The following is a 22628-nucleotide window of genomic DNA, read 5'->3' as shown; positions in this document are numbered from 1 at the left end:
GGCCGGAGTTACAGCTTCGGGCTCAGCGGGGCGATGGCGGCAAAGCGCAGCCAATCCTTCTGTGCCTTCGGCGTCCAGGCAGCCTCGGCAATGGCGGGCAGCCGCGGGAAGACCAGCCGGTTGAATTAATCGCGCGAGGTGTAGTTCTCCTGCCAGATGCAGGCCTGCACGCCCTTCATCAGATGCCTCAGCTCTTCTGGGAAATCGCCCTCCGCCTCGTAGGCATAGGTATGGGCTGGCGGTACGGTGCCGGCCCAGCTCGCGCCCGGCTCCTGCCAGGCATCGGCCTGTACCATGTCGAGATAATAGGCCTGGCCGGGCGTCATTACGACCTCATAGCCGTCGCGTGCCAGCTCGATGCCGACCTCAGGCTTTTCCCAGGCCATCAGCAAGGTGCTTTCCGGATCGACGCCGCCGCCATGGGCGACTTCGTTCCAGCCGGCAAGCTTGCGGCCGCGCTCGGTGAGCATCGCCTTGATCCGCTTGAGGAAATAGGACTGCAGAGCGAAGGTGCCCGAAATGCCTTCCTTCTCCATAAGCTTGCGCGCCAACGGCGAAGCGAGCCACGAACCATTGGCGACCTCATCCCCGCCGATATGGAGATATTGCGAGGGGAAAAGCTCTACCATTTCGTCGAAGACCTTGGCGAGGAACTCGTAGGTCGACTCGATGGCCGGGTTCAGCGCGTTGTTCGGATAGCCCTGAACGGAATGATAGCTTTCCGGCGCTTCCTGCCCGTCCGCCAGATCAGGCAGAGCGACAAGGGTCGCTGTGCTGTGGCCAGGGATATCGATCTCCGGCACGACGTCGATGCCGAGCGCGGAGGCATGGGCGACGATCTCGCGGACATCATCCTGCGAATAGAAACCACCGACAGGCTCAGCGCCGTTGCCGAGCTGTGGCAGTAGTGGCTCGTCCGGTCCCCGCAGGACGCCCAAAGTCGTCAGCTGCGGATAGGCGCGGATTTCCAGGCGCCACGCCTCATCGTCCGTCAGGTGCCAATGGAAGATGTTGAGCTTCAGCCAGGCGAGAATGTCGAGCAGGCGCAGCACATCGACCTTCGGCACGAATTGCCTGGAGACATCGAGATGGCAGCCGCGCCAGCCGTAGCGCGGCTGATCGGCGATGCTGCCCGATGCCGGGAAACGGAACTTGCCGGGCTCACGCCGTGCGCCGTCCAGAAGCTGCGCCAGCGTCGTCAGGCCATAGAGACGGCCGGCATCATCAGAGAAAGCCAGCGTGATCTCATTCGCCCCGAAGGATAGCTCATAAGCCTCCGCAGCGAGTGCCGACCGCTCAACAAAGCGCAGCGCCTTGCCTTGTGGCGCAGCGACAAGGCTGAAGGGAATGTGGCTGGTGGGAAACAGTCGGCGGAAGTGCGCCTGCGCGGTCGCAAGCGCCTTTACGCTCGCAGCATCGGTTCCCTTGGTCGGATAGAGCGCGACGGGGAAGCCTTCGCCCGGCTTGACATCGATGGATGCCGGCCAAGGCTGAATGGCAAAGGGAAGCTCCAGCCTGCCTTCCGGCAGCAGCACCGGCGGTGGCTCGCTGGTGCGGCCCTCAAGCAGCAGATCCGACGTGAACACATTGATATGGCTCCCGTCTTCAAGCGTAATATACGCGGACTTGGCTCCGTCCGTGCAATGCTTGGCAACGCGGTGCAGGCTGGACACCGTAAACGTCCAGCTCTCTCCGGGAGCCAGGGAAAGACCGGCCGGCGGCGCGAATTCATGAAAATTGGCGTTGCGGCGCACGAAGACCGCATTCTCGCAGATCTTCGGATCGATGAAACGCGTCAAGGTCGTATAGGCGAGGCGAAAATTCGAAAGCGGCGCACCTGAGAAATTGAAAAGCGTCAAGGTCAGCCGACCATGCTTTCCGCCCTCGGGAGACCATGTGTTTTCGAGATGATAGGCAGCGGACTGCATCAAGATTCCCCTTTGGCGACGGGCATCAATAGTGATCAGACTGTGTGAAGGTGTGCGCAAGCTCAGCTTGCCCCGCCGTCAGACCACAATCGACCGGCAGGCACACTCCCGTAATGGCCGAAGCAAGCGGGCTTGCGAGAAAGGAAACGGCATTGGCGACATCGACGGGATCGACGACGCGGCGCAGCGCATACCAGCGCTTCGCTTCCTCGAAGACATTCGGATTGGCGGCCGCCCGCGCTTCCCAAGCCTGCGTACGCACGGTGCCCGGCGCAACCGCATTCGAGCGGATGCCGAACTTGCCGTACTCCACGGCGACGAGCTTGGTGAAATGCAGGAGGCCGGCCTTGGCGGCGCTGTAAGCGGGATGACCGAAAACGGCCATGCCGTTGACGGAGGCGATATTGATCACCGAACCCTTCGATGCCTTCAGCATATCCTCGACGGCGCGGAAGCAGAGAAATGCGGCCTCAAGATTGAGGGCGCTGTCGGTGCGCCAGATCTCCGGCGTCGTATCATGTAGGCTGACCGCGCGGGCTGCACCTGCATTGTTAACCAGCGTTTTCAGAGCGCCCAGGGCCGATGCCGCCTTCGCCATTGCGGCCGTGTCAATCTCGCTCGTGATATCCGCCTTGAAGACGACGAAACGTTCGGTCGACCCGAGCGCCTGCGCCGCCTTCTGCGCAGCGGCTTCGTCGACATCGACGAGCAGGATGACATCATGGTCATCGGCCAGGCGCTTTGCGATGGCGCGGCCGATATCGCCTGCGGCCCCGGTCACGATGGCAACGGATTTACTCATATGGCTTTCCTCTTATCAAGTTCCCGAGCGGCGGGCATCCGCCACTGTCTCTCGTTGTTTTCGACGCACCTGCGCGCAGAAGCCGCGACGCAGTATTCCTGGTTCGCATTGAAGCGGTTCAGCTTCTCACAGGACATCTGAACCGCCCCAACTTGTTGTTTCCCGCAATTCCGCACGCAAAGGCGCCGCGCATTTTTGCTGTAATTGCTTTAGTCCCCGAGAAGCTGACGGTCGTCGCCGTCGCGATGGGTGACGAGCTGTTGCTTGATACGGCGCAATGTCGCCGTCGCCTGCGGGCGGAGACGATAGGCGACGAGGCTGGCGAGAATATCCAGCACGGCAAGGTAGGCGATGCGGGTCGATGTCGGCCTGTAGATGTTGTCACCTTCAGGTAGATCGATCGGCACGGTGACATCGGCGACATCGGCCACAGGGCTTCCGCTCTGCGTGAGCGCGATGGTCGGCACCTTGGCTTCGCGCGCGAGCGTGAAGGCGCGCACCAGTTCGGTATTGCGGCCGGAGAAAGACGAACCGATCAACAGATCCGTCGGCTTGGCCGCCGCGGCCATCATCAGCTGCATGCTATGATCGGAGCTCGAGGTAATACGCAGGCCCAACCGGAACAGGCGATTCTGCATCTCGCTGGCGATCATCGACGAGTTGCCGCCGGAGCCGAAGGCATAAATCATCTCCGCACCGGCAATCCGGTTTGCCGCCGTCTCGATCGCCACCACGTCAAGCCCGCGATGCAACAGGAAGAGCGCGTTCTGCGCCTTGGTAATAATGTCCTGGGCGACATCCGCAGGCGCAATGCTCTTCGGCTCAGGCTTGAGATAACGCATGCCGACATAGGCTGTGCGGGCCAGCTGCACCTTGAAATCGGAGAAGCTCTCGCAGCCGAGCCGACGACAGAAGCGCGTCACTGTAGGCGGCGAGACATCGGCTTTGCCGGCCAGCTCGATGATGGACGCGTTAACGGCGAATTCGAAGTCGTTGAGGACGATGTCGGCGATGCGGATTTCCGATTGAGAAAGCCGACCCCTCTCGTCCTGCATGGTCGTGAAGATATCCATCAGCTTCCCCTTTATTCTGTCGCTGGGCTCTAAACGTCCGACACTTAATAAGTGATGCAAACCATCTCAATCTCGCAATTCGTCATCGATGCCGGTCTACGAGTGTGCGAGGGGGCGCGGCTTGCCGTTTACGCCCATCTGACGGGAGCCATATGCATGACGATCATCATATGATTCCTGCAAATTATTTTCTTGATACGTTGACAAATGACCATAGAAAGCAGAATTTGACCAGTGAAAATCGAAAATCATGAAAAGAATTTAAATGACGGCGGATACAATGCGTGATCCTTTCAAGAATCCCTTCCCTGTCAGCGATGCCGCCAGGCATGCGATCTGGGAGATGCTCGTCCCGCGTGATATCGATGCCTTTTTGGCCGCCGACTGGTCGATGGTAGCGGGCGATTTCGTTGAAGAAGGCTTCATCGGCATCGACGGCAAGCGCGAAATCAGCCCCGACAAGTGGCGCCTCGCCTTCCCCACGCTCGTTGCCTATCGCGACGAATGGCTGCGTCAGGCACGCGACTTCGCGACGCAGTCCTTCGCTGAGGATACGCGCACGGCCATTTTCACCACCACGACGCTCGAAGACATCGAGATCGAAGGCGATATGGCGTTGGTTCGCAAGAAATTCGATGGCAGCCTGAAGAAGTCGGACGGCAGCATCGACGTCATGAAATGGCAGACGCTCTATTATTGCCGCCTGCATCAGGGACAGTGGAAGATCAGCGGTTTCACCGGTTACCTGCCGAACCCAATGGAATAGAGGCGACAGCATTGCGCATTTTCACCGCGGCTCTAGCGACCGAAACGAACACCTTCTCCCCCATCTGCATCGACCGGCGCGCATTCGAGGCATCTCTCTATGCGCCGCCGGGCATGCACCCGGAAACACCGACGCTCTGCTCCGCCCCGATCACTGTGGGCCGTCAGATCGCGGTGCAGAAGGGCTGGGAAGTGATCGAAGGCACCGCCACCTGGGCGGATCCGGCAGGTTTGGTAAACCGCCGGGCCTATGAAGAGCTGCGGGACGAAATCCTCGACCAGTTGCGGGCGGCGATGCCGGTCGATGCCGTCGTGCTCGGATTGCATGGCGCCATGGTCGCCGATGGCTACGAAGACACCGAGGGTGATTTCCTGTCGCACGTCCGCGAAATCGTCGGGCCGGACATCCTCGTCTGCGCCGAGCTTGATCCGCACAGCCACCTGACGGCAAAGCGCCTCGCCGCCGCGAACTTCTTCGTCTATTTCAAAGAATTCCCGCACACCGATTTCGTCGATCGCGCCGAAGATCTCTGGCGGCTCGCCATCGATACGCTCGAGGGCCGGATCAAGCCGGTCATGTCGGTCTTCGACTGCCGCATGATCGATGTCTTCCCGACTTCGCGCGAGCCGATGCGCTCCTTCGTCGACAAGATCATGGCGATGGAGAAGAGCGATGCCGACATTCTCTCCATCTCCGTCATTCACGGCTTCATGGCCGGCGATGTTCCCGAAATGGGCACCAAGCTGCTGGTCGTAACCGATAATAAGCCGGATAAGGGTTTAGCGATCGCGCGCGAGCTAGGGCTGGAACTCTTCTCCAAACGCGGCACCTTCATCATGCCGCAGATCGACGAGAAGCAGGCTGTCAGCCAGGCCATGGCGGCGACAGCCGGCCCGGTCGTTATCGCCGATGTCTGGGACAATCCGGGCGGCGGCACAGCCGGCGACGCAACCGTCATTCTGCAGGAGTTGCTCGACCGCGGCGCTACCGACACCGCGATCGGCACGATCTGGGATCCGATGGCGGTTCAGATCTGCATGGCGGCTGGCGAAGGTGCGGAAATTCCGCTGCGCTTCGGGGCGAAATCGGCACCGGGCACGGGCAACCCCATCGACGGCCACGTCAGGATCGTGCGCCTTGTCAGCAATGCCGAGATGCGTTTCGGCGAGAGCTTTGCGCCGTTCGGCGATGCTGCGCATATCCAGCTCGACGGCGTCGACATCATCCTGAATTCGACGCGCGCGCAGAGCTTCGACCCGAGCCTTTTCTCCGTCATGGGCATCGATCCGACGGCCAAGAAGATCCTGGTCATCAAATCGACCAACCACTTCTATGCATCTTTCTCGAGGATTGCTGCGGAAATCCTTTACTGCTCGGCCGGGACGCCCTATCCAAACAATCCAGCTCGCACCCCCTATCGCCGTGCGCGGAAAGACATCTGGCCCATGGTGGCCGATCCCCATGCGGCAGCACAGAAAGACGCCTGATATGGCACACGATATCGCCTCCGAAGTCAGCCCTAAAGCCGGCGACCGGATTGAAGAGCTTTCCACGCCACGCCCCATCATCGACGAAGATCGGCTGGCCGGGAATATCACCCGCGTCCAATCCTATATGGATCAGCATGGACTGAACTTCCGTCCGCATATCAAGACGCACAAGATCCCCGCGCTGGCGCGTGCCCAGGTCGCCGCCGGTGCCAAGGGCATCAATTGCCAGAAGATCACAGAGGCGGAGGCCTTCGCCGATGCTGGTTTCGAAGACATCCTGATCACCTTCAATATTCTCGGTGCCGAGAAGCTCGTTCGCCTCGCGGCCTTGAACGACCGCATCTCCGGCCTGAAGGTCGTTGCAGACAGCACCGTCACTGTCGATGGGCTTTCCGCCTGGCTTGCCGAACGCAAGCCACTGACGGTACTGGTGGAATGTGATACCGGCGGTGCCCGCTGCGGTGTGCAGACGCCGGAACAGGCAGCCAGTCTCGGCAGGCATATCGCCGGCAAGCCAGGCCTCGTCTTTGGCGGCCTGATGAGCTATCCGAAGCCGAGCAATGCCGCGGCAACACAGGCCTTCCTGGCCGAGTCCGTCGCGCTTCTGAAGAAGGAAGGTATCGACTGCCCGATCGTCAGCAACGGCGGCACGCCGAGCCTTTTTGAGGCGCATCTCGTGCCGGCTGCCACGGAACACCGTGCGGGTACCTATATCTATAACGACCGATCCATGGTTCGCGCCGGTCACTGCCGCGAGGAGGATTGCGCCATGCACATCCTCGCCACCATCGTCTCCCGCCCGACCGAAGACCGCGCCGTCATCGACGCGGGTTCGAAGGCACTGACATCGGACCTGCTCGGTTTTGCGGATTACGGCCATGTGGTGGAATATCCGGAAGCCGTCATCAAGGGCCTTTCCGAAGAGCATGGCGTGATCGATCTGACGAACTGCAAGGGCGCCCGCCCTCAGATCGGCGACAAGATCCGCATCATTCCCAACCACACCTGCGTGGTTTCCAATCTGTTCGACCAGATGGTGTTCCACCGCGACGGCGTTGTGACGCGCGTCGAGGACGTGGCTGCACGCGGCCTCGTCTGGTAGGCAGAAATATCCTGCTTCAAAGAAAACGGCGGGCCTCGGGCCGCCGTTTTCGTTTGTCTAATGGTCACATCCTCCGCTCGGCCCTGAGCCAGCCAATAACAGGATCCGCCAGAGCAGGTCAGCACTTCCTGGAAGTGCTGACCTGGTGGCGTCAGCTCGATGCAATTCGAACGCTATGGCGCAGAGGAACTCAGAATATCCATGTCGATCTCGGTTAGTTCGACACGACGCTCGAAAGCCTGGCCGTTTTCATCGAAGAGGTGGCAGTCGCCAATACGCATGCCGGTCTTCAGCGGCGCGTCCAGGCGGATGGCGGCGCTGCCGGACAGCGTGGCGCAGAAGTTCTCGTCAATGCCCTCTGCAGACGCGTAGGCAACCGTCTGCGCACCGAGATGCTCGACCACTGTCGGCACGACGGTCAATGTCAGGTCGCCATCGCCGAGCAGGATATGCTCGGGACGAATGCCCAGCGTCAGCTGCTTGCCGACGGCTCCCTCGCGTGGCTTGACCGGCAGAACGGCTTTCTGCCCCTTATAGTCTATCTCGACACCCGCTTCGCTGACATTGGTGCAGGTCACGGACAGGAAATTCATCTTCGGATTGCCGATGAAGCGGGCGACAAACGTATTTGCCGGCTTGTGATAAAGCTCCAGCGGCGCACCGACCTGCGATATCTCGCCAGCATTGAGGACGACGATCCGGTCGGCCATGGTCATGGCTTCAACCTGATCGTGGGTCACATAAATCATCGTCGCCTGCAGCTGGTGATGCAGCTTGGCCAGCTCGATGCGCATGTCGGCGCGCAAGGCAGCATCGAGGTTCGACAAGGGCTCGTCGAACAGAAAGATCTTCGGTTCGCGGACGATCGCGCGGCCGATGGCTACACGCTGGCGCTGGCCGCCGGAAAGCTGGCCGGGCTTCTGATGCAGACGCTGATCGAGATGCAGGATGCGGGCGGCATGCTCAACCTTAGCCTTGAGCTTGTCTTCCGCCATTTTCTCGACCCGCAAGGGGAAGGCGATGTTCTCGAACACCGACATATGCGGATAGAGGGCATAGGACTGGAAGACCATGGCGATGCCGCGCTTGACGGGCGGCAGGTCGTTTACTCGGGCGCCATCGATCATGATGTCGCCGCTGGTCACCTCGTCGAGGCCGGCGATCATGCGCAGCAAGGTCGACTTGCCGCAGCCGGACGGACCGACGAAGACGATGAACTCACCGTCCGTTACGTCGAGCTCAACGCCCTTGATGACCTCGAAATGACCGTAGAATTTCTTGACCTGATGAAGGTGCAGCTTTCCCAAACTCTGTCTCCGCGCGGCGCCGCTACTAGGCGGGCAGGGCTCGAAAGGCCGCGCGCAATGCGCGCGGCCCGGTTACTTGCAGGCTTCTTACTTGTACTGCTCGAGATCAGCAGTCGCCTTTTTCAGGGCATCCGCAGGCTGAGCCTTGCCGGTAACGACCGACTGGACCATCTCGATCATAACGTTCTGGAAGCCCTTGTAGTCCTTGAAGAGCGGCTCGGGACCACCGTAGGCGATGCCATCGATGAACGGCTTCCAGGAAGCGTCCTTCTTGACGAACTCGTCTACCTTCGCCGACGGACGCAGAGGCGTAAGGCCGGCGCCACCCTGCAGTTCGTACTCGCCCTGCGGGCCGGGCGACGTAATGAACTTGGCAAACTCGGCTGCCTTGTCCTCGACGCCAGAACCCTTGAAGACAGCAAGACTGTCGGTGATGAGCAGCGTGCCCTGGCCCTTGGCAGAAGGGCCGAGCGGCAGCGGTGCCACACCCCAGTTGATCTTCGTTTCCTTCAAGCGAGCGGCAGCACCGGAGCCGGCCTGGATCATGCCGACCTTGCCATCGAGGAAGATGGCGCGCATTTCGTTCTGCTCGTAAGCCGTCGGACCTTCGACTGAGTAAGGCGTGATGTCCTTATAAGCCTGGAGGGCTGCCAGCACTTCGGGGCTATTGAGGACGATCTTGTCGCCATCAATGACCTTGCCGTTGTTGGTGTAAACCCAATGCAGGAACTGGTGCATGGTGTTGTCGAAGGTCTTGGCCGACAGGCCGTAACCCGGAATGCCGGTCTTTTCCTTGATCGCCTTGGCGTCGGCGATTTCCTCGGCCCAGGTTGTCGGCGCCTTCTCAGGGTCGAGACCCGCCTTCTTGAACAGATCCTTGTTCCAGTAGAGCGCCTTTGTCGAGAAGGCGATAGGCGTGCCCCACTGCTTTCCGTCGAAGGTTACCGTACCGACGATGCCGGGATAATAGGCCTTCTTCTCGTCGTCCGTCATCGGGATCGGAACGATCAAATCGTTGTCAGCGAACTGCTTGAGCGTACGCGAGCCAACATAGGCCAGGCCGACCGGTGTGCCGGCAGCAGCCAGCGTCGTTGCCTTGTCCTGGCACTGTTCCCAGCCGACGACCTCAGGCTTGACGGCCCAGCCCGGATTCTTCTCTTCCCACTGCTTGATGTATTTCACATGGATCGGGTCGATGCTGTCGCCGCAGTAGATCCAGCTGATCTCCTTATCAGCCGCATGGGCGGTCACAGCGCCAAGCGCCGTGGAGCCGAGCAAAGCAAGGGCGAGAAGCCCCGTTTTGAAATGGAATGTCACGTTTAAGCTCCCGTTCTCTGGTTTTAGATTGGTTTTATTGCTTCACCGCGCCAGCGGTCAGACCGCTGACGAGATACCGTTGCAGGAAGAAGATCACGACCAGCGCCGGCGCGATACCGACGAAGCTTGCGGCCATGAGTTCGTTCCAGACGACCTCCTGCCGGCCGAAATAGGCAAACAGCCCGACCGGCAGCGGCATGTATTCCGTCTTCGAATTGAAGGTAAGCGCATAGATGAACTGCTGCGCATAGGAACCGATGAAAGTGGTAATGGCGACGACCGTGATGCCTGGCATCGCGATCGGCAGGATGACGCGTCGCAGCGTATAGAAATGGCTGGCGCCATCGACAAAGGCCGCTTCGTCAAGCTCCTTCGGAATTCGCATCATATAGGTGCGCAGCAACCAGATTCCCGAGGGAATGAGGAACGCGACACCCGGTACGATCATGGCGAAATAGGTGTTCAGCAGGCCGAAGGAGCGCATGAGCCGAAACAGCGGGATCAATAGCACGGCGCCGGAGAACATGTTGACCGCCAGGAAGGCACCGAGCAGCAGGCCGGCGCCTCTGAACTCGAAACGCGCGAAGGCATAGGCCGCCGGCACAACGAGGATCAGCACGATAATTGTGCTCACACCGGAAATCAGGAACGAGTTGAAGATATACCAGCCGAAGCCGGGCACGCTGGTCCACATCGTGCGATAAGCTGCAAACGAGCCGTTCTCAGGAATGAAGCGGTAAGGCGATGAGAAGAGCTGGCTGAGCGGCTTCAGCGAGACCAGAAACCCTTCGACGAAGGGTGCCAGCACGAAGGTCAGGAACAGCAGGATCCCGGCATAAATGCCGATAAGCTCGTACCACTTGTAGCGATGGATCATCGAAGACTTGCTCATCGCTGTTTCGCTCCCGTTGAAAAGCGGCTGGTGAGGCGGAAATAGGCAAGGCAGAAGAGCGACAGAAAGATGCAGATCAGCACCGCACGCGCAGCACCCTCACCATATTTGTAGGACCCGATCGCGGTGCGATAGGTATCGATGATCATCGTCGTCGTCTCGCCGTTCGGGCCGCCGCGGGTCAGGATCCAGATGATGTCGAAGGAGTTGAAGGTGGCGATCAGCGACAGCATCGACATGGTGACGAGAGACGGCACCAGCAGCGGCAGCGTGATGCGGCGGAATCGATAGAAGCGACCGGCGCCATCCGTCCAGGCGGCTTCGTAGAGATCATTCGGGATCGCCTGCATGGCGGCCAGCATGTAAAGCGTGACCATCGGCACGCCGATCCAGACGTCGGTGACGATCGTTGCCCAGAAGGCCGAACTGCCATAGGCAAGGAACGCCACCGGACTATCGACGATGCCGAAACGCTGCAGCAGGCCGGAAATCATGCCGAACTGGCCGTTGTACATCCAGCCCCACATGAAGATGCCGATCGCCATAGGCACGACCCAGGGCGGCATGATCAGCACGCGGAAGAGCGACCTGCCGGGAACAGCGGAGTTCATCAGAGTCGCACCCAGCGTGCCGATGATCATCTTGATCGACACGGAGAAGAACGTCCAGATGAACGTCCGGACAATCACCGAGGCGAAGGTCTCATTGAAGATCTTGGCGTAATTCTCGAAACCAACCCAGTTCGTCGCCTTCTTCAACGACGCGTCGGTGAAGGAAAGGATAATGGTGTCGACTAGCGGATAGGCGACGATGACGGCGACATAGAGAAGGGCCGGAAAAAGAAGGAGCCAAGCGAAGATGACTGTGCTGCGTTGAACACCCATCTTACGCCCCTCCCTAGGCTACTTTTGCATAGAGCGCTTCGTCGAATTCGTCCCATATCGGCCGGAGATCGACAACAGTTTTCTTCATGCGTGCCTCGTCTATCGAGAGCGCCAGAATGCCCGCTTCAAGCGCATTCAAGGTGGAGACAGGCAGATGCTGGCCCAATTTAACATGCGAGACGATGTCGGCGGCCATCTGCTCATCGGCGCCGTAGTGCTGCGAAAGCGCGGTGGCCGCGTAGGTATTTCCGATCACCTTCTTGCCGGTGAGCACCTCGTGAACGTTGAAATAGCCGCGAATGAAGTCGCCCTCGGCCATGCCGCGCGAGCCCATGATGGCAAAGCGGCGGAACTGGTCCGGCGCGTTCAGATTGGTGTGGAAATTCATGCCGACGCCGTTGGCATATTCGATGATCGCGACCTGGTAGTCGATGATGTCACCATCGCTGTCGAAGACCTTGTCCGACCCCATCCAGCCACTCGGCTTGCGATGGAAAAGCTCAAGATCATTGATCCCTTCGCGTGCGGGGTCGTTTTCCGGAATGAAGGTCTTGCGGCCGCCAAAGCTTGCGACGCGCTCGGGACGAGCACCGACGACGCCATTATATAGGTCGAGGTCGTGGCAGCATTTTTCCAGCAGGAAGCTGCCGGAATAGTGCTGGTAGCGGCGCCAATCCCGCATGAAGAAGGCGCCATGATAGGGCTCGATATGCTCCGCGGCCTCGATCGACACGACGTGACCGAGCTTTCCCTCGGCCTGCGCGACCAGCAGATCGCGATACATGGGCGAGTATCGCAGCACGAGACCGACCATCAGCCGCTCATGGCCGTGCTTCGCCATCAAACGAGCAAGCTCGATGCTATCCTTGATGGTTGACACGATCGGCTTTTCGCAGAAAATCTTCAGCCCGGCCTCGAGGCCGATGCGGATGTGATCGAGATGCATATGGTTCGGCGAACCGATCATCAGCAGATCGAGCTTTTCGTTGGCGATCAGCTCTTGAGGAGTAGCATAGGCCTTTCCAGCCGATATCCCCTTCTCGATCAAACCAGGCAAGCCCGCCGGTTCCGGATCAACATATCCGGCAATCTCGAAGCTCTCATCGATCGCCTTGAACACATAGCCCAGATACCCTAGGCGGAACCCTAGCCCAATGATTCCAACTCGCATACTTTTGAGTTCCCATTACGTAATTTATTTTCGTAATCTTGGGGCAAATTTTCGCATTCGTCAACGACGTTCACGCATTTACACGAAAACATGAAATTTATTTTCAGATAGGCGCCTAAAAAAGCGCATCTTTCAAATATGAAGCTGCGCTCGTTTTGGATGCATTGCCGCTTATTTCAGCAGGCACGCCTACAGCATCTCACCTGTCGAGGTCGTTGTACTGCCAAAATTGATTGTTCGGCTTCCTGGTGCTGCTGGAAATGACCCCATTCTGCTCGCACACATAGCCCACACGCGGCAATCCACGATAGTAGAAGCCTCTTTGGAACTCATCCGAATACAGGGGGGTCGTGCGGCATTGAAATTTTTCGTCGGCAGCCATCTTGGGCGCGGTCACACCCGGCAGGTTCTTGTAGGGGTAGACCGGCGCGACATAGGGCTTGGGAAGAAGCGGGTTGTCGGCCAATGCCGCCACAGGCGTCACAGCTGCAAGCAAAAGGGCTGCAACGGCGATTTTCGATTTATTCCACATGACTGCGACGCTCCTTCACCCATGTCTACGCAATGGATGCGCAACACAGCTGAAATATAGTAAGGCCCGCCCGGCACGCCAACTCCTGGGCCATCACAATCGAGAGAAGGCGCCGCCTTACAGATCTATGGACATATTCACGCTTCGTTACATCGAATAACGTGCTTTTATCCGCGAATGCAACATTGACGAGAAGTGGCGATTTGCGACAATTCATAGGCATGGTATATAGTAGAAATATCGCAATTTTAGTTGCTGTCGGCGCCAATTCTGTTTGTAGGAGTAACAAGTCATTCTCGAACAGATAGATCGCACCCCTCGCCCGATAGATTCTACGCTTGCTGACGACGATGTTCAGCCCTTGCGCGTCTATGTCATCAACCTCGATCGCTCACCCGATCGCTGGGAGCGCTTGTGCAGTCAGGCTGCGGAATTTGATTTGGACATTACCCGAATTCCGGGCATCGATGGCAAAGCCGTCGCCGATCAGGATCGCGTCGATTTTCAGCAGAAGTCTTTCATCTATCATAATGGACGCAAGCTTCTGCCTGGCGAATACGGCTGCTATCGCAGCCATCTGCTCGCTCTGGAGCAATTCGTCGCCACAGGCGACAGGATGGCTATCATCATGGAAGACGACATCGAACTGAACGAAAGGCTGATCCCGCGAGCGATCGCTGCAATGGATAGTATCGGCGGGACGGGKCTCGTCAAACTCGTCAACCACCGCCTGGTCGGCTTCAAGCAAGTGTGCGAGACAGCAGAGCACGATGTCATTGGCCGCTGCATGCATGGCCCACAGGGGTCGGCGGCCTGCTACATCGTCGACCGCAAGGCAGCCATGAAACTGCTGGTGACACTGAAGCCGCTGCTGCTTCCCTACGATGTCGCTCTCGAACGCGGCTGGTCTACCGGCATCGGAACATTTGCGACACTGGAAAATCTCGCAGAGTTCAGCCCGTATCGATCCGATACGACTATCGGTAACCGCGCGCATTATCGAGCCGTGAAGCGGCATTTCCTGCTGCGGATGTCGACACACTGGTTCCGCACATGCGACCAGCTGCGCCGTTGGCGTTACGCCGTCGGCAGTCGCTAATAAACAGACATACCAGAAAGACGTCCAATAGACGGATACCGGGTGGAAGCGCTTAGCGGCTCCCTTCTATTGCTTCCGCTCAATTCGGGTGAAGGCCCCAGCGATCGACCCGAACGATGCTATAGCGGCTCGACGTTGTCGAGATCCGGCCTATCGATGACAAGGTCCATTTCGCGTTCGCGATAGACCAGATCTACCACCTCGCTGCTCGGCGCATAACCGGACACAAGCTTTTCCAGCAGGGTTCTTGCAAGAGGTATGTCGTTTTCGTTCAGCGCCGCCTCAAGCGCCGCAAGCCGCTTCGACAGCTCAGGCCACAGCAGGAAGTCCTCCTTGGCCTGCATGATGCGCGGATGGCTCGTCGGCTGCGGATTGTCGCCAATCAGCAACTCCTCGTAGAGCTTCTCGCCAGGCCGCAGCCCGGTGATCTCAAGCTCGATGTCGCCATCCGGCTCGTCCGCGTCCCGCACGGTCAGGCCGGACAATTCCACCATCCGACGGGCAAGATCGGCAATGCGCACCGGCTCGCCCATGTCGAGCAGGAAGACATCGCCGCCTCCGGACATGGCTCCTGCCTGGATGACGAGCTGCGACGCCTCGGGAATAGTCATGAAATAACGGGTGATCTCGGGATGCGTCAGCGTAATCGGGCCGCCATCGCGGATCTGCTGGCGGAAGAGCGGCACCACGGAACCCGACGAACCAAGCACATTGCCGAAACGGACCATGGCGAAATTCGTGCTGGGGGCATCTGCCTTGCGATCGGCATCCATGGCCTGCAGCACCATTTCAGCCAACCGCTTGCTGGCCCCCATGATGTTGGTCGGTCGCACGGCCTTGTCGGTGCTGATCAATACGAAATGCTCGACGCCATGATCACGGGCAGCCTCGGCGGTGATCTGCGTTCCCAGCACGTTGTTGCGGATACCTTCGACAGGATTGTATTCGACCAGTGGCACATGCTTATAGGCGGCGGCATGGTAGACCGTCTTCGGCCGCCATGCTTCCATGATCTGCCGGATACGTTGATCGTCACGAACGGAAGCGAGGAAGGGGATGATTCGAATATCGGCGTGACCGGCAGCGGCCATCGATTTTTCAAGCTCGCCGTGAATGGCATAGAGTGCGAATTCGCTCTGCTCCACCAGCAACAGCGACGAAGGGCCGTTTTTCAGGATCTGGCGACAAAGTTCACTGCCGATCGATCCGCCGGCGCCGGTCACCATGACCACCTTGCCGTGGATATTCTTCTCGATCAGCGCCCGATCGGGTGCGATAACGTTGCGGCCGAGCAGATCTTCGATGTCGAGTTCGCGCAGGTCGGAGACGGCGACACGGCCTTGAGCCAGCGCCGTCAAATCCGGCATGGTGCGCACGGTGACGCGCGCCTTGCGCATGTCTTCGAGGATTTCATTGCGGCGCTGGCGCGTGGCGTTCGGCAAGGCTAGCAGCACGCCCTTGATCTCGCCGGACAGCGCGAGTGCCAGCAGGTCCGCCGGGTCGTAAATCGGCAGTCCGCCCATGATGCTGCCATGCAGGTTTTTATCGTCGTCGAGATAGCCGACCACATTCAGCTCAGCGCTATTGGCCAATGCGCCGGCAAGCTGACGGCCGGAGGCGCCGGCGCCATAAATCAATACCTTGGCGAGCTGATTGCGGTTGAGAAGCCGCTGATAGGCATTGCCGAGCCAATAGCGCGTCCACATGCGCGACAGGCCGATGGAGATCAGCAACAACAAGGGCTGCAGGATGCCGACGGTACGCGGCACGCCCGGCACGCTGATCGCTGTGAAAATTGTCATGAACGCGAGCGCGTAGATTGCCACGGCCTTCACGACGGTCATGAAAGCCGACAGGCCCGCATATCGAAAGATGGCGCGGTAGAGACCCAGCACGATGAAGATGGGGATGGCGACGAGAAGCGAGACGATGGCCGGCAACCATTCGATGCCTTCCAGAATGACCCAATCGTCAAGGCGCAGACAATAGGCGAACCAGACCGTCAGCACGCAAAGGCTGGCATCGACAAGCAAGGCAAGCGCACGCTTCGTGGAGCGCGGTAATGCCAGAAACGGCAGGACGAGCTTATCCGCAGGCACCATGGTCAGTTCCCCTTGGCACCGGTGATCAAAGCGTTACGCTGCATCTCTCGCATAAGTTGTCTCACAATACGCCGTATGACGCACAATGATCGCATCACACATTCATTAGCGGGTCTCAATTCAATCCAGCGCCGCTTTACATGTAGAACAGCCGGCGCACAATTGCATCCTCGTTGTTCAATACGCCCTAGGCGCAGAAAGATGAGAGGGGCTTACTTACCGAGATAGCTGCGAACGACGGGATGCCTGAAGAGGCTAACGAGAATGGCGAAAGCCATGCCCATGCCTGCGCCGAAGATCGCGCCGGCAATCAGCCCGGCGATCATCATCACCTTTCGGCTTGGCCCGTCCGCCGTCAGCGGCGGCTCGGCTTCCGAGATGACGCGGATATTGCTCCGTGACAGATCCTGCGCATCGCTCGTCTGGCCGGACCGCTTCAGGAGAGATTCGTAGAGATCGCGTGCGGCAGCGGCCTTGCGTTGCAGTTCGTTGAGGCCGACGAGTTTGCCCGACGTATTGACCTGAGAGGCCTTCTGCACCGTCAGTTCCTTGGCGATGTCCTGCTCGGCCCTCTGCGCCTGCTCGTATTCGGCACGGGCCGAGGCCATCTGCCGCTGCAATTCGTTACGGATTTCCGCCCCCAGGCTTTCCAGCGAGGATTTGGCGGCAAGAAGGCGGGGATGGCGGGCACCGAGCTGGCTTTGCAGGCTGCCGACATTGGCGGCAAGCGCCGCGTATTGCTGACGCAGGCTGCTCAATGCCGTCGATCCGGCGCTAGCTGCCGGATTGTTGGAAACGACATCCTCAAAGCTCAGCTTGCCGGCGGCATCGGCGCGTGCCTTGGCCTCAATCGTCTTCTGCTGGGCTGTCACCAGCATGTCGTTCAGAGCGGTCAGGCGCTTGTCGGAGATCAGATTGCCCTCGACGGCGACCATGTCATTGTCAGCGCGATAGGTTTCGACTGCCTTCTCAGCGGCAAGCACCTGCCGGCGCAAATCGTCGAGCCTGCTGTCCAGCGCAGTATTGCTGGTCTTGTAACTGCTTGCCGCCGCCTTGCTCTCCTCCTCCATGAAGGACGAGACGAGCTGGTTGGCAATCGTCGCCGATTTCTGCGGATCGCGCGTCGTCACCTTCAAAGTCACGACATAGGTGCTCGCCTCGCGGGCGATCTGCGCGGCCTTAGCCAGAACCGCCGTTGCGATGGATTTGGCGGTATCGCCAGTTGCCCCACCGTTGAACTGCGGATCCTGATCCAGTTTCAGAACATCGACGACGTGACCGAGCACCTTGCCCGAGGACAGGATCTGCGTCTGGCTGTCGATCATCGTCAGGATCAGTTCGGGAGCCGTCGGCGCCTGCTGCCCGGAATCGGCGTTGCCGGCAGGCCGAGGATCGAAATAAAGGCTGGTTGTGGCGGAAAATTTCTGCGGCACAAGCCGAATGGCACCTGCGCCGAGAACGGCACCGACGACCGCCAGCGCAAGTACCAGCTTCTTCTTACCCCATATCGCGCGGACCGCACTGCGCAAATCCAGCAAAGGTCCGTCGATGTTCTCTGTCGGCTGAACTTCGGCCGGCGATGCGGGTAGGACAGGCACCTCCATGGCTGGAGCTGCCGTCGGCGCGACGATCGGCTTCGCCACCGGGGACACGATCGCTTCAGCCTCGGATTCGCGTTTGGCTTGGAGCTTTTCCTGAACAACGGTGGTGCTTGTCGGCGGCTCGGCCGGCTGAACATCGGCAACCGGCTCGGCTTCGGCGACGAAGTCGCGCGGACGCAGCACCGGGCTGCGCGGACGAAAGCCCTGACGCGACTCGTCATACGGCTCAATGCCACGCCAACCCGGAAGTTGGTCCGATCGTTTGCTTCGTTCCATTGAGCTCATGTCAGGCTTTCAACGCTCCGCGGGCAAGTTGCACCCGGCAGATGCCGCAAGTTTAGAAATGTTTGGCTAACGGACTGTTAAGGACAGTCGCAGGAACTCATCATACGGGCGCGGCGCGCGGCTCACATTCATCATTGTTCAAGAGGATGGTCCCTATGAACATGGCTCCTTCAAAGCGGGAGCGGGCCATGGCCGGACCAAAGTCGAGACTGCTGCATTGCCTGCTCGCTGCAACGGTGACCATTGCGCTCCTCCTGCCGACCGGCAAGGGTCTTGCCGCCTCTCAGCTCTGCTATCGCGGCATCAACCTCTCCGGCGCCGAATACGGCGATCGCGATGGCGTGCCCGGCGTCAACTTCACCTATCCTTCGCAAGCGACGGTGCGTTACTTTGCTGCCAGGGGCATGAATACGGTACGCCTGCCCTTCCGTTGGGAGCGTCTGCAGCCGGTGCTCGGCCAGCCTTTCGACGGGGCGGAACTGCAGCGGCTGAAAGATGCCGTCGATCTCATTCAGAAACACGGCATGACCGTCGTGCTGGATCCGCATAATTTCGGCTATTACGACAAGACGCAGCTGACCCAGGCACCGGCTACCGATCTCGCATTCGGCGACCTTTGGGCGCGGCTCGCCATCGAATTCGCCAATCGCAAGGGTGTCCTGTTCGGCCTGATGAACGAGCCGCACGATATCAAGGCGCCAGATTGGCTGGAAGCCGCCAATACGGCCATTCGCAGCATCCGGACCGTTGGTGCGCGCAACCTCATCCTCGTCCCCGGCACGAACTGGTCGGGCGCGCATAGCTGGTCCACCGACGTGCTGGGCGGTGGAGCCAATGGCACGGTCATGCTCGGCGTCAAGGATCCCCTCGATTTCTACGCCTTCGAGTTCCATCAGTATCTCGACGCGGACAGTTCAGGAACGCATCCGGTCTGCGACGGCAGCGCTTCCGCGCAGAAGGGATTGACCGACGTCACGAGCTGGCTGCGCCAGAACGGAAAGCGCGGCTTTCTTGGCGAATTCGGCGTGCCCGGAACCGAACCATGCCTCGATGGCCTGAAAACCGTTTTCGGCATCATGTCCGATAACAGCGACGTTTGGCTCGGCTGGAGCTATTGGGCGGCCGGTGAGTGGTGGCCGCCGCAGGAACCCTTGAACGTCCAACCGCGTGACGGCAAGGACCGGCCGCAGATGAAGGTGATCACCGCCGCGGCCGGTAGGAAGACAGCGCTTGCTCCGAGCTGCGCCGCCGTCAAGCCGGCCGGCTGATCAACCGCGGCAGCCGATGGAATGCGAACGGATAGCGCTTTGTCGCGAATCACGTGGCTGATATCCTTGCGCCGGCATCGTTATGGCGGTCTTGGAAGATCGCCGCAGCCCTGGACAGTAGATGAAGAGCCTCCCCGATAAACAACGCCTCGATTATCCGATCCTGGCAATCACGCTGTTTTCGGTGCTCTACAATTGCATTCTCGCCTATATCAACCACAACGTGATGCAGCTTTCGGTCACGCATGTCGTGCTCTGCGAGGGGCTTATGATGATCTCCAGCGTGGCCTTCATTTTCAAGAAGGGCATCTACGAGGAAGATCTGCCGCTCGTCCTGTTCCTCGTCTTCACCTTGATCGTGACGATCTATATTACCGTTTTCAACCGCCTAACCTTTATCGATCAGTTCCGCAACGTGCTCATCATTTTCGCCTTTGCCGGCATCGGCAGCTGGGCAAGCGAACGGACGGTGAAGCTTATCTTCCGCATCGCCTCCTTTATGGTGCTGCTGTTCCTCGTCTGCGAAGTCGTCAGCACGCCGTTTTACGTTACGCTCTTCCATCCCGCCGAATATTTCGAGAGTACGCGCGGCATCAAGCAGATGAGCTTCAACTCGACGGGCCTCTTTGCTAATGCGTTGGGCTTTCAGGGGCGCTTCTCCTTTGGTCTCATCGACCATCGGTCCTCGTCAATCTTTCTGGAGCAGGTGTCGCTTGCCAATTTCTGCGGCGTCTCGGTCATATATCTGCTCTCCTTCTGGCCGAAGCTCGGCAAGATCGACAAGGCGCTGTGCATGTCGACGGTGCTGCTGATCCTGCTCACCAACGACACCCGCACCATGCTGATCTTTTCCTTCGTCAGCATCGCCGGCTATTTTCTGTTTCCCAAAATTCCGAAAGCGTTCAACCTCATCCTCATGCCGCTTATCATCCTCATCGGCTTCTTCGTGCATTTCATGAAGCCGGATGAGGTCGGCGACAATTTCACCGGGCGTATCGGCGTCACCGTCAAGAAGATGCTCGACCTCGACATCCAGTCCATGCTCGGCCTGTCGATCTCACGCATCAGCGAATTCGCCGATAGCGGCTACGTCTACCTCATATACGGCTCGACGATCTTCGGTCTGATCGTCTTCTGGCTCTTCGTCTGCCTCTATCCTGCCGGAACATCGCCGGCGCAAAGACGCTGCACCCATTCACTCTCTCTTTTCATTTTTCTGAATATGATGATTGGCGGCACGGCGATCTTTTCCATCAAGATTGCCGGGTTGCTCTGGCTGCTCGTCGGTTACATGCGCGTTTCGGAAAATCCGCGCACCGTTCGCGTGCGGTCGGAAAATCTAAATGGAAGTCGAGTGCCGGGCTGAGCGTATTTGCATCGGCCGCGGCCGCGTGAGGATCGGGATGCTTGTCCAGCTGCAGTATCTGCGCGCCATCGCCGCGCTGATGGTCGTCTATTTTCATTCGGTGCTGCAGGTGCCGAAGGTCGATCCCGGCTTCCAGACGGTCTTCCATCTCTTTGGCGAGACCGGCGTCGACATCTTCTTCGTGCTCAGCGGCTTCGTGATGTGGCTGACGACGGCAGGGCGCGAGATACGCCCGCTGGATTTCTACTGGCGCCGTATCCAGCGCATTGTGCCGCTCTACTGGCTGGCGACCCTGTTTGCCGCCTTTGTCGCACTGGTAGCTCCGACGCTGCTGAAATCGACGGTGTTCGAGTTTCCGCATGTCATCGCCTCGCTGTTCTTCCTTCCCTGGAAAAATCCGGCTGACCCGACGCTGACTGTGCCGGTGGTCGTGCCGGGCTGGACGCTGAATTACGAAATGTTCTTCTACTTCGTGTTCGGCCTGCTGTTGCTCGTGCGCGAAAAATGGCGCCTGGCCGCGCTCTTCGGCGCGATGACGGCCATCATCGTCTTCTGCCGGATACTGCCCGGCGATCTGACCGCCGCTAAGTTCTATGGCGATCCGATCATCTATGAATTCCTGGCGGGCGTGCTGCTTGCCAAGCTCTATCTCGACAAGGTCCTACTGCCGCAGACGGTCGCCTGGCCGGCGCTCGTCATGGGGTTCTCGTTCCTGCTGATCAACGAGACGCTGTGCGAAGCCAGCACACGCTCCTACATGTGGGGCATTCCGGCCATCGTCATCGTCTATTCGGCCGTGTCGATAGACTTTTCGAAGCTGCCGGTGATCGGCTCGCTGAACTATCTCGGCGATGCCTCCTACAGCATCTACATCACGCATGCTTTCACGCTCGCTATCCTGCGCGTCGTCTGCGTACACCTGAATATCGACATTCTGGCCAATGCCCCGATCTTCGTCAGCTGCTGCATACTCTTCTCGGCACTCGGCGGCGCCATCGTCCATGAGCTGACGACACCCAGCCGCTGGCGGAAGTGGAAACGGAAGCGCGCGTTCGCCGCCTGATCGTTTTACCGCCAAATTCAGCCCGTCTTCTCTCAGGACGACGGGGATACGCGGCTTAAGGGCGCAATGGGAACGGAATTTTCCACGGCCTGTCCTAAGCTTTGTCCCATGTTCGGATCGGGAGCTTTTCCCCGCCGGTTGATTGCGCTAAGCGAGCGGCAGCAATGGGCCGCTTAATGAGGTTAGAGATATGAAGAGCTTTGTACTGACAGTGGCGTGCAAGTCGACGCGCGGGATCGTGGCGGCAATATCGAACTATCTCGCCGAGCAGGGTTGCAACATCGTCGATTCCAGCCAGTTCGACGATCTCGATACCGGCATGTTCTTCATGCGTGTCTCCTTCATCTCAGAGGAGGGCGTCGGCGAGGCGGCGCTGGTCGAAGGCTTCAAGCCGATCTCGGACAAGTTCGCCATGGTCGCCGAATTCCATGACAGCAAGAAGCGCATGAAGGTGCTGTTGATGGTGTCGCGCTTCGGCCATTGCCTGAATGACCTGCTCTATCGCTGGAAGATCGGCGCCCTGCCGATCGACATCGTCGGTGTCGTCTCCAACCATTTCGATTACCAGAAGGTCGTGGTC

At 59.2% G+C, this 22628-nt stretch carries 18 protein-coding genes and 1 pseudogene; 8 read left to right on the top strand and 11 right to left on the bottom strand.

Annotated features, from left to right (window positions below; genetic code table 11):
- Positions 1-8: 8 nt before the first annotated feature.
- The 3 genes and pseudogenes from QD461_RS13075 to QD461_RS13065 all read right to left on the bottom strand — a co-directional run bounded on the left by QD461_RS13075 (position 9) and on the right by QD461_RS13065 (position 3803).
- A pseudogene (locus QD461_RS13075) lies at positions 9-1928 on the bottom strand (beta-N-acetylhexosaminidase).
- 25 nt (positions 1929-1953) lie between these two features.
- The gene (locus QD461_RS13070) at positions 1954-2730 is read right to left on the bottom strand and encodes an SDR family oxidoreductase (RefSeq protein WP_414088152.1); all 777 of its coding nucleotides are present in this window, start codon (positions 2728-2730) and stop codon (positions 1954-1956) included.
- A 209-nt stretch (positions 2731-2939) separates the two neighbouring features.
- Entirely contained in the window at positions 2940-3803 is an 864-nt protein-coding gene (locus QD461_RS13065) for a MurR/RpiR family transcriptional regulator (RefSeq protein ID WP_414088151.1), read from the bottom strand.
- 280 nt (positions 3804-4083) lie between these two features.
- Here QD461_RS13065 and QD461_RS13060 point away from each other — a divergent pair, with 280 nt between their 5' ends.
- The 3 genes from QD461_RS13060 to QD461_RS13050 are packed head-to-tail and all read left to right on the top strand — an operon-like array spanning position 4084 to position 7161.
- Positions 4084-4569, top strand: coding sequence for a hypothetical protein (locus tag QD461_RS13060; protein ID WP_414088150.1), 486 nt, complete (start codon positions 4084-4086; stop codon positions 4567-4569).
- An 11-nt stretch (positions 4570-4580) separates the two neighbouring features.
- The gene (locus QD461_RS13055) at positions 4581-6056 is read left to right on the top strand and encodes a M81 family metallopeptidase (RefSeq protein ID WP_414088149.1); all 1476 of its coding nucleotides are present in this window, start codon (positions 4581-4583) and stop codon (positions 6054-6056) included.
- Between the two features lies 1 nt (position 6057).
- Complete coding sequence (locus QD461_RS13050) at positions 6058-7161, top strand: D-TA family PLP-dependent enzyme (RefSeq protein WP_414088148.1); 1104 nt, start codon at positions 6058-6060, stop codon at positions 7159-7161.
- A gap of 173 nt (positions 7162-7334) precedes the next feature.
- Here QD461_RS13050 and QD461_RS13045 read toward each other — a convergent pair whose 3' ends face one another.
- From QD461_RS13045 to QD461_RS13020, 6 genes are all read right to left on the bottom strand, one after another.
- Positions 7335-8468, bottom strand: coding sequence for an ABC transporter ATP-binding protein (locus QD461_RS13045; protein ID WP_414088147.1), 1134 nt, complete (start codon positions 8466-8468; stop codon positions 7335-7337).
- Positions 8469-8555: 87 nt separating this feature from the next.
- Positions 8556-9785, bottom strand: a complete 1230-nt coding sequence (locus QD461_RS13040) for an ABC transporter substrate-binding protein (RefSeq protein WP_184710947.1) — start codon at positions 9783-9785, stop codon at positions 8556-8558.
- A 34-nt stretch (positions 9786-9819) separates the two neighbouring features.
- The gene (locus QD461_RS13035; RefSeq protein WP_414088146.1) at positions 9820-10677 is read right to left on the bottom strand and encodes a carbohydrate ABC transporter permease; all 858 of its coding nucleotides are present in this window, start codon (positions 10675-10677) and stop codon (positions 9820-9822) included.
- Complete coding sequence (locus QD461_RS13030) at positions 10674-11561, bottom strand: carbohydrate ABC transporter permease (protein WP_414088145.1); 888 nt, start codon at positions 11559-11561, stop codon at positions 10674-10676. The genes QD461_RS13035 and QD461_RS13030 overlap by 4 nt, the downstream gene beginning before the upstream one ends.
- Before the next feature lie 13 nt (positions 11562-11574).
- Positions 11575-12732, bottom strand: coding sequence for a Gfo/Idh/MocA family protein (locus tag QD461_RS13025; protein WP_414088144.1), 1158 nt, complete (start codon positions 12730-12732; stop codon positions 11575-11577).
- Positions 12733-12931: 199 nt separating this feature from the next.
- Positions 12932-13264, bottom strand: a complete 333-nt coding sequence (locus QD461_RS13020) for a hypothetical protein (protein ID WP_414088143.1) — start codon at positions 13262-13264, stop codon at positions 12932-12934.
- Positions 13265-13625: 361 nt separating this feature from the next.
- On the opposite strand from QD461_RS13020, the gene QD461_RS13015 reads away from it, so the two are divergent.
- Positions 13626-14363: a glycosyltransferase family 25 protein gene (locus QD461_RS13015; protein ID WP_414088142.1), complete on the top strand. Its 738-nt coding sequence runs from the start codon at positions 13626-13628 to the stop codon at positions 14361-14363.
- Positions 14364-14482: 119 nt separating this feature from the next.
- Here QD461_RS13015 and QD461_RS13010 read toward each other — a convergent pair whose 3' ends face one another.
- Both QD461_RS13010 and QD461_RS13005 read right to left on the bottom strand, forming a co-directional pair.
- Positions 14483-16465, bottom strand: a complete 1983-nt coding sequence (locus QD461_RS13010) for a polysaccharide biosynthesis protein (RefSeq protein WP_414088141.1) — start codon at positions 16463-16465, stop codon at positions 14483-14485.
- Between the two features lie 212 nt (positions 16466-16677).
- Positions 16678-18351 (bottom strand): GumC family protein, encoded by a 1674-nt coding sequence (locus QD461_RS13005; RefSeq protein ID WP_414088140.1) that lies wholly within the window; start codon positions 18349-18351, stop codon positions 16678-16680.
- 188 nt (positions 18352-18539) lie between these two features.
- On the opposite strand from QD461_RS13005, the gene QD461_RS13000 reads away from it, so the two are divergent.
- From QD461_RS13000 to QD461_RS12985, 4 genes are all read left to right on the top strand, one after another.
- Positions 18540-19619 carry a glycoside hydrolase family 5 protein gene (locus QD461_RS13000; RefSeq protein ID WP_414088139.1) on the top strand — a complete coding sequence of 360 codons (1080 nt, stop codon included), beginning with the start codon at positions 18540-18542 and terminating at the stop codon, positions 19617-19619.
- Between the two features lie 121 nt (positions 19620-19740).
- Entirely contained in the window at positions 19741-20985 is a 1245-nt protein-coding gene (locus QD461_RS12995; protein WP_414088138.1) for a hypothetical protein, read from the top strand.
- A 37-nt stretch (positions 20986-21022) separates the two neighbouring features.
- Entirely contained in the window at positions 21023-22048 is a 1026-nt protein-coding gene (locus QD461_RS12990; RefSeq protein ID WP_414088137.1) for an acyltransferase family protein, read from the top strand.
- Positions 22049-22238: 190 nt separating this feature from the next.
- Positions 22239-22628, top strand: a 390-nt coding sequence (locus tag QD461_RS12985; protein ID WP_414088136.1) for an ACT domain-containing protein, incomplete at its 3' end; no start/stop codon positions are given.

Source organism: Rhizobium sp. BR 314 (assembly GCF_047445805.1).
In the GTDB taxonomy this organism is placed as follows: Bacteria; Pseudomonadota; Alphaproteobacteria; order Rhizobiales; family Rhizobiaceae; genus Rhizobium; species Rhizobium lusitanum_B.
Note: the sequence above shows the minus strand (reverse complement) of the source record. Positions and strands in the feature narration are given on the sequence as shown.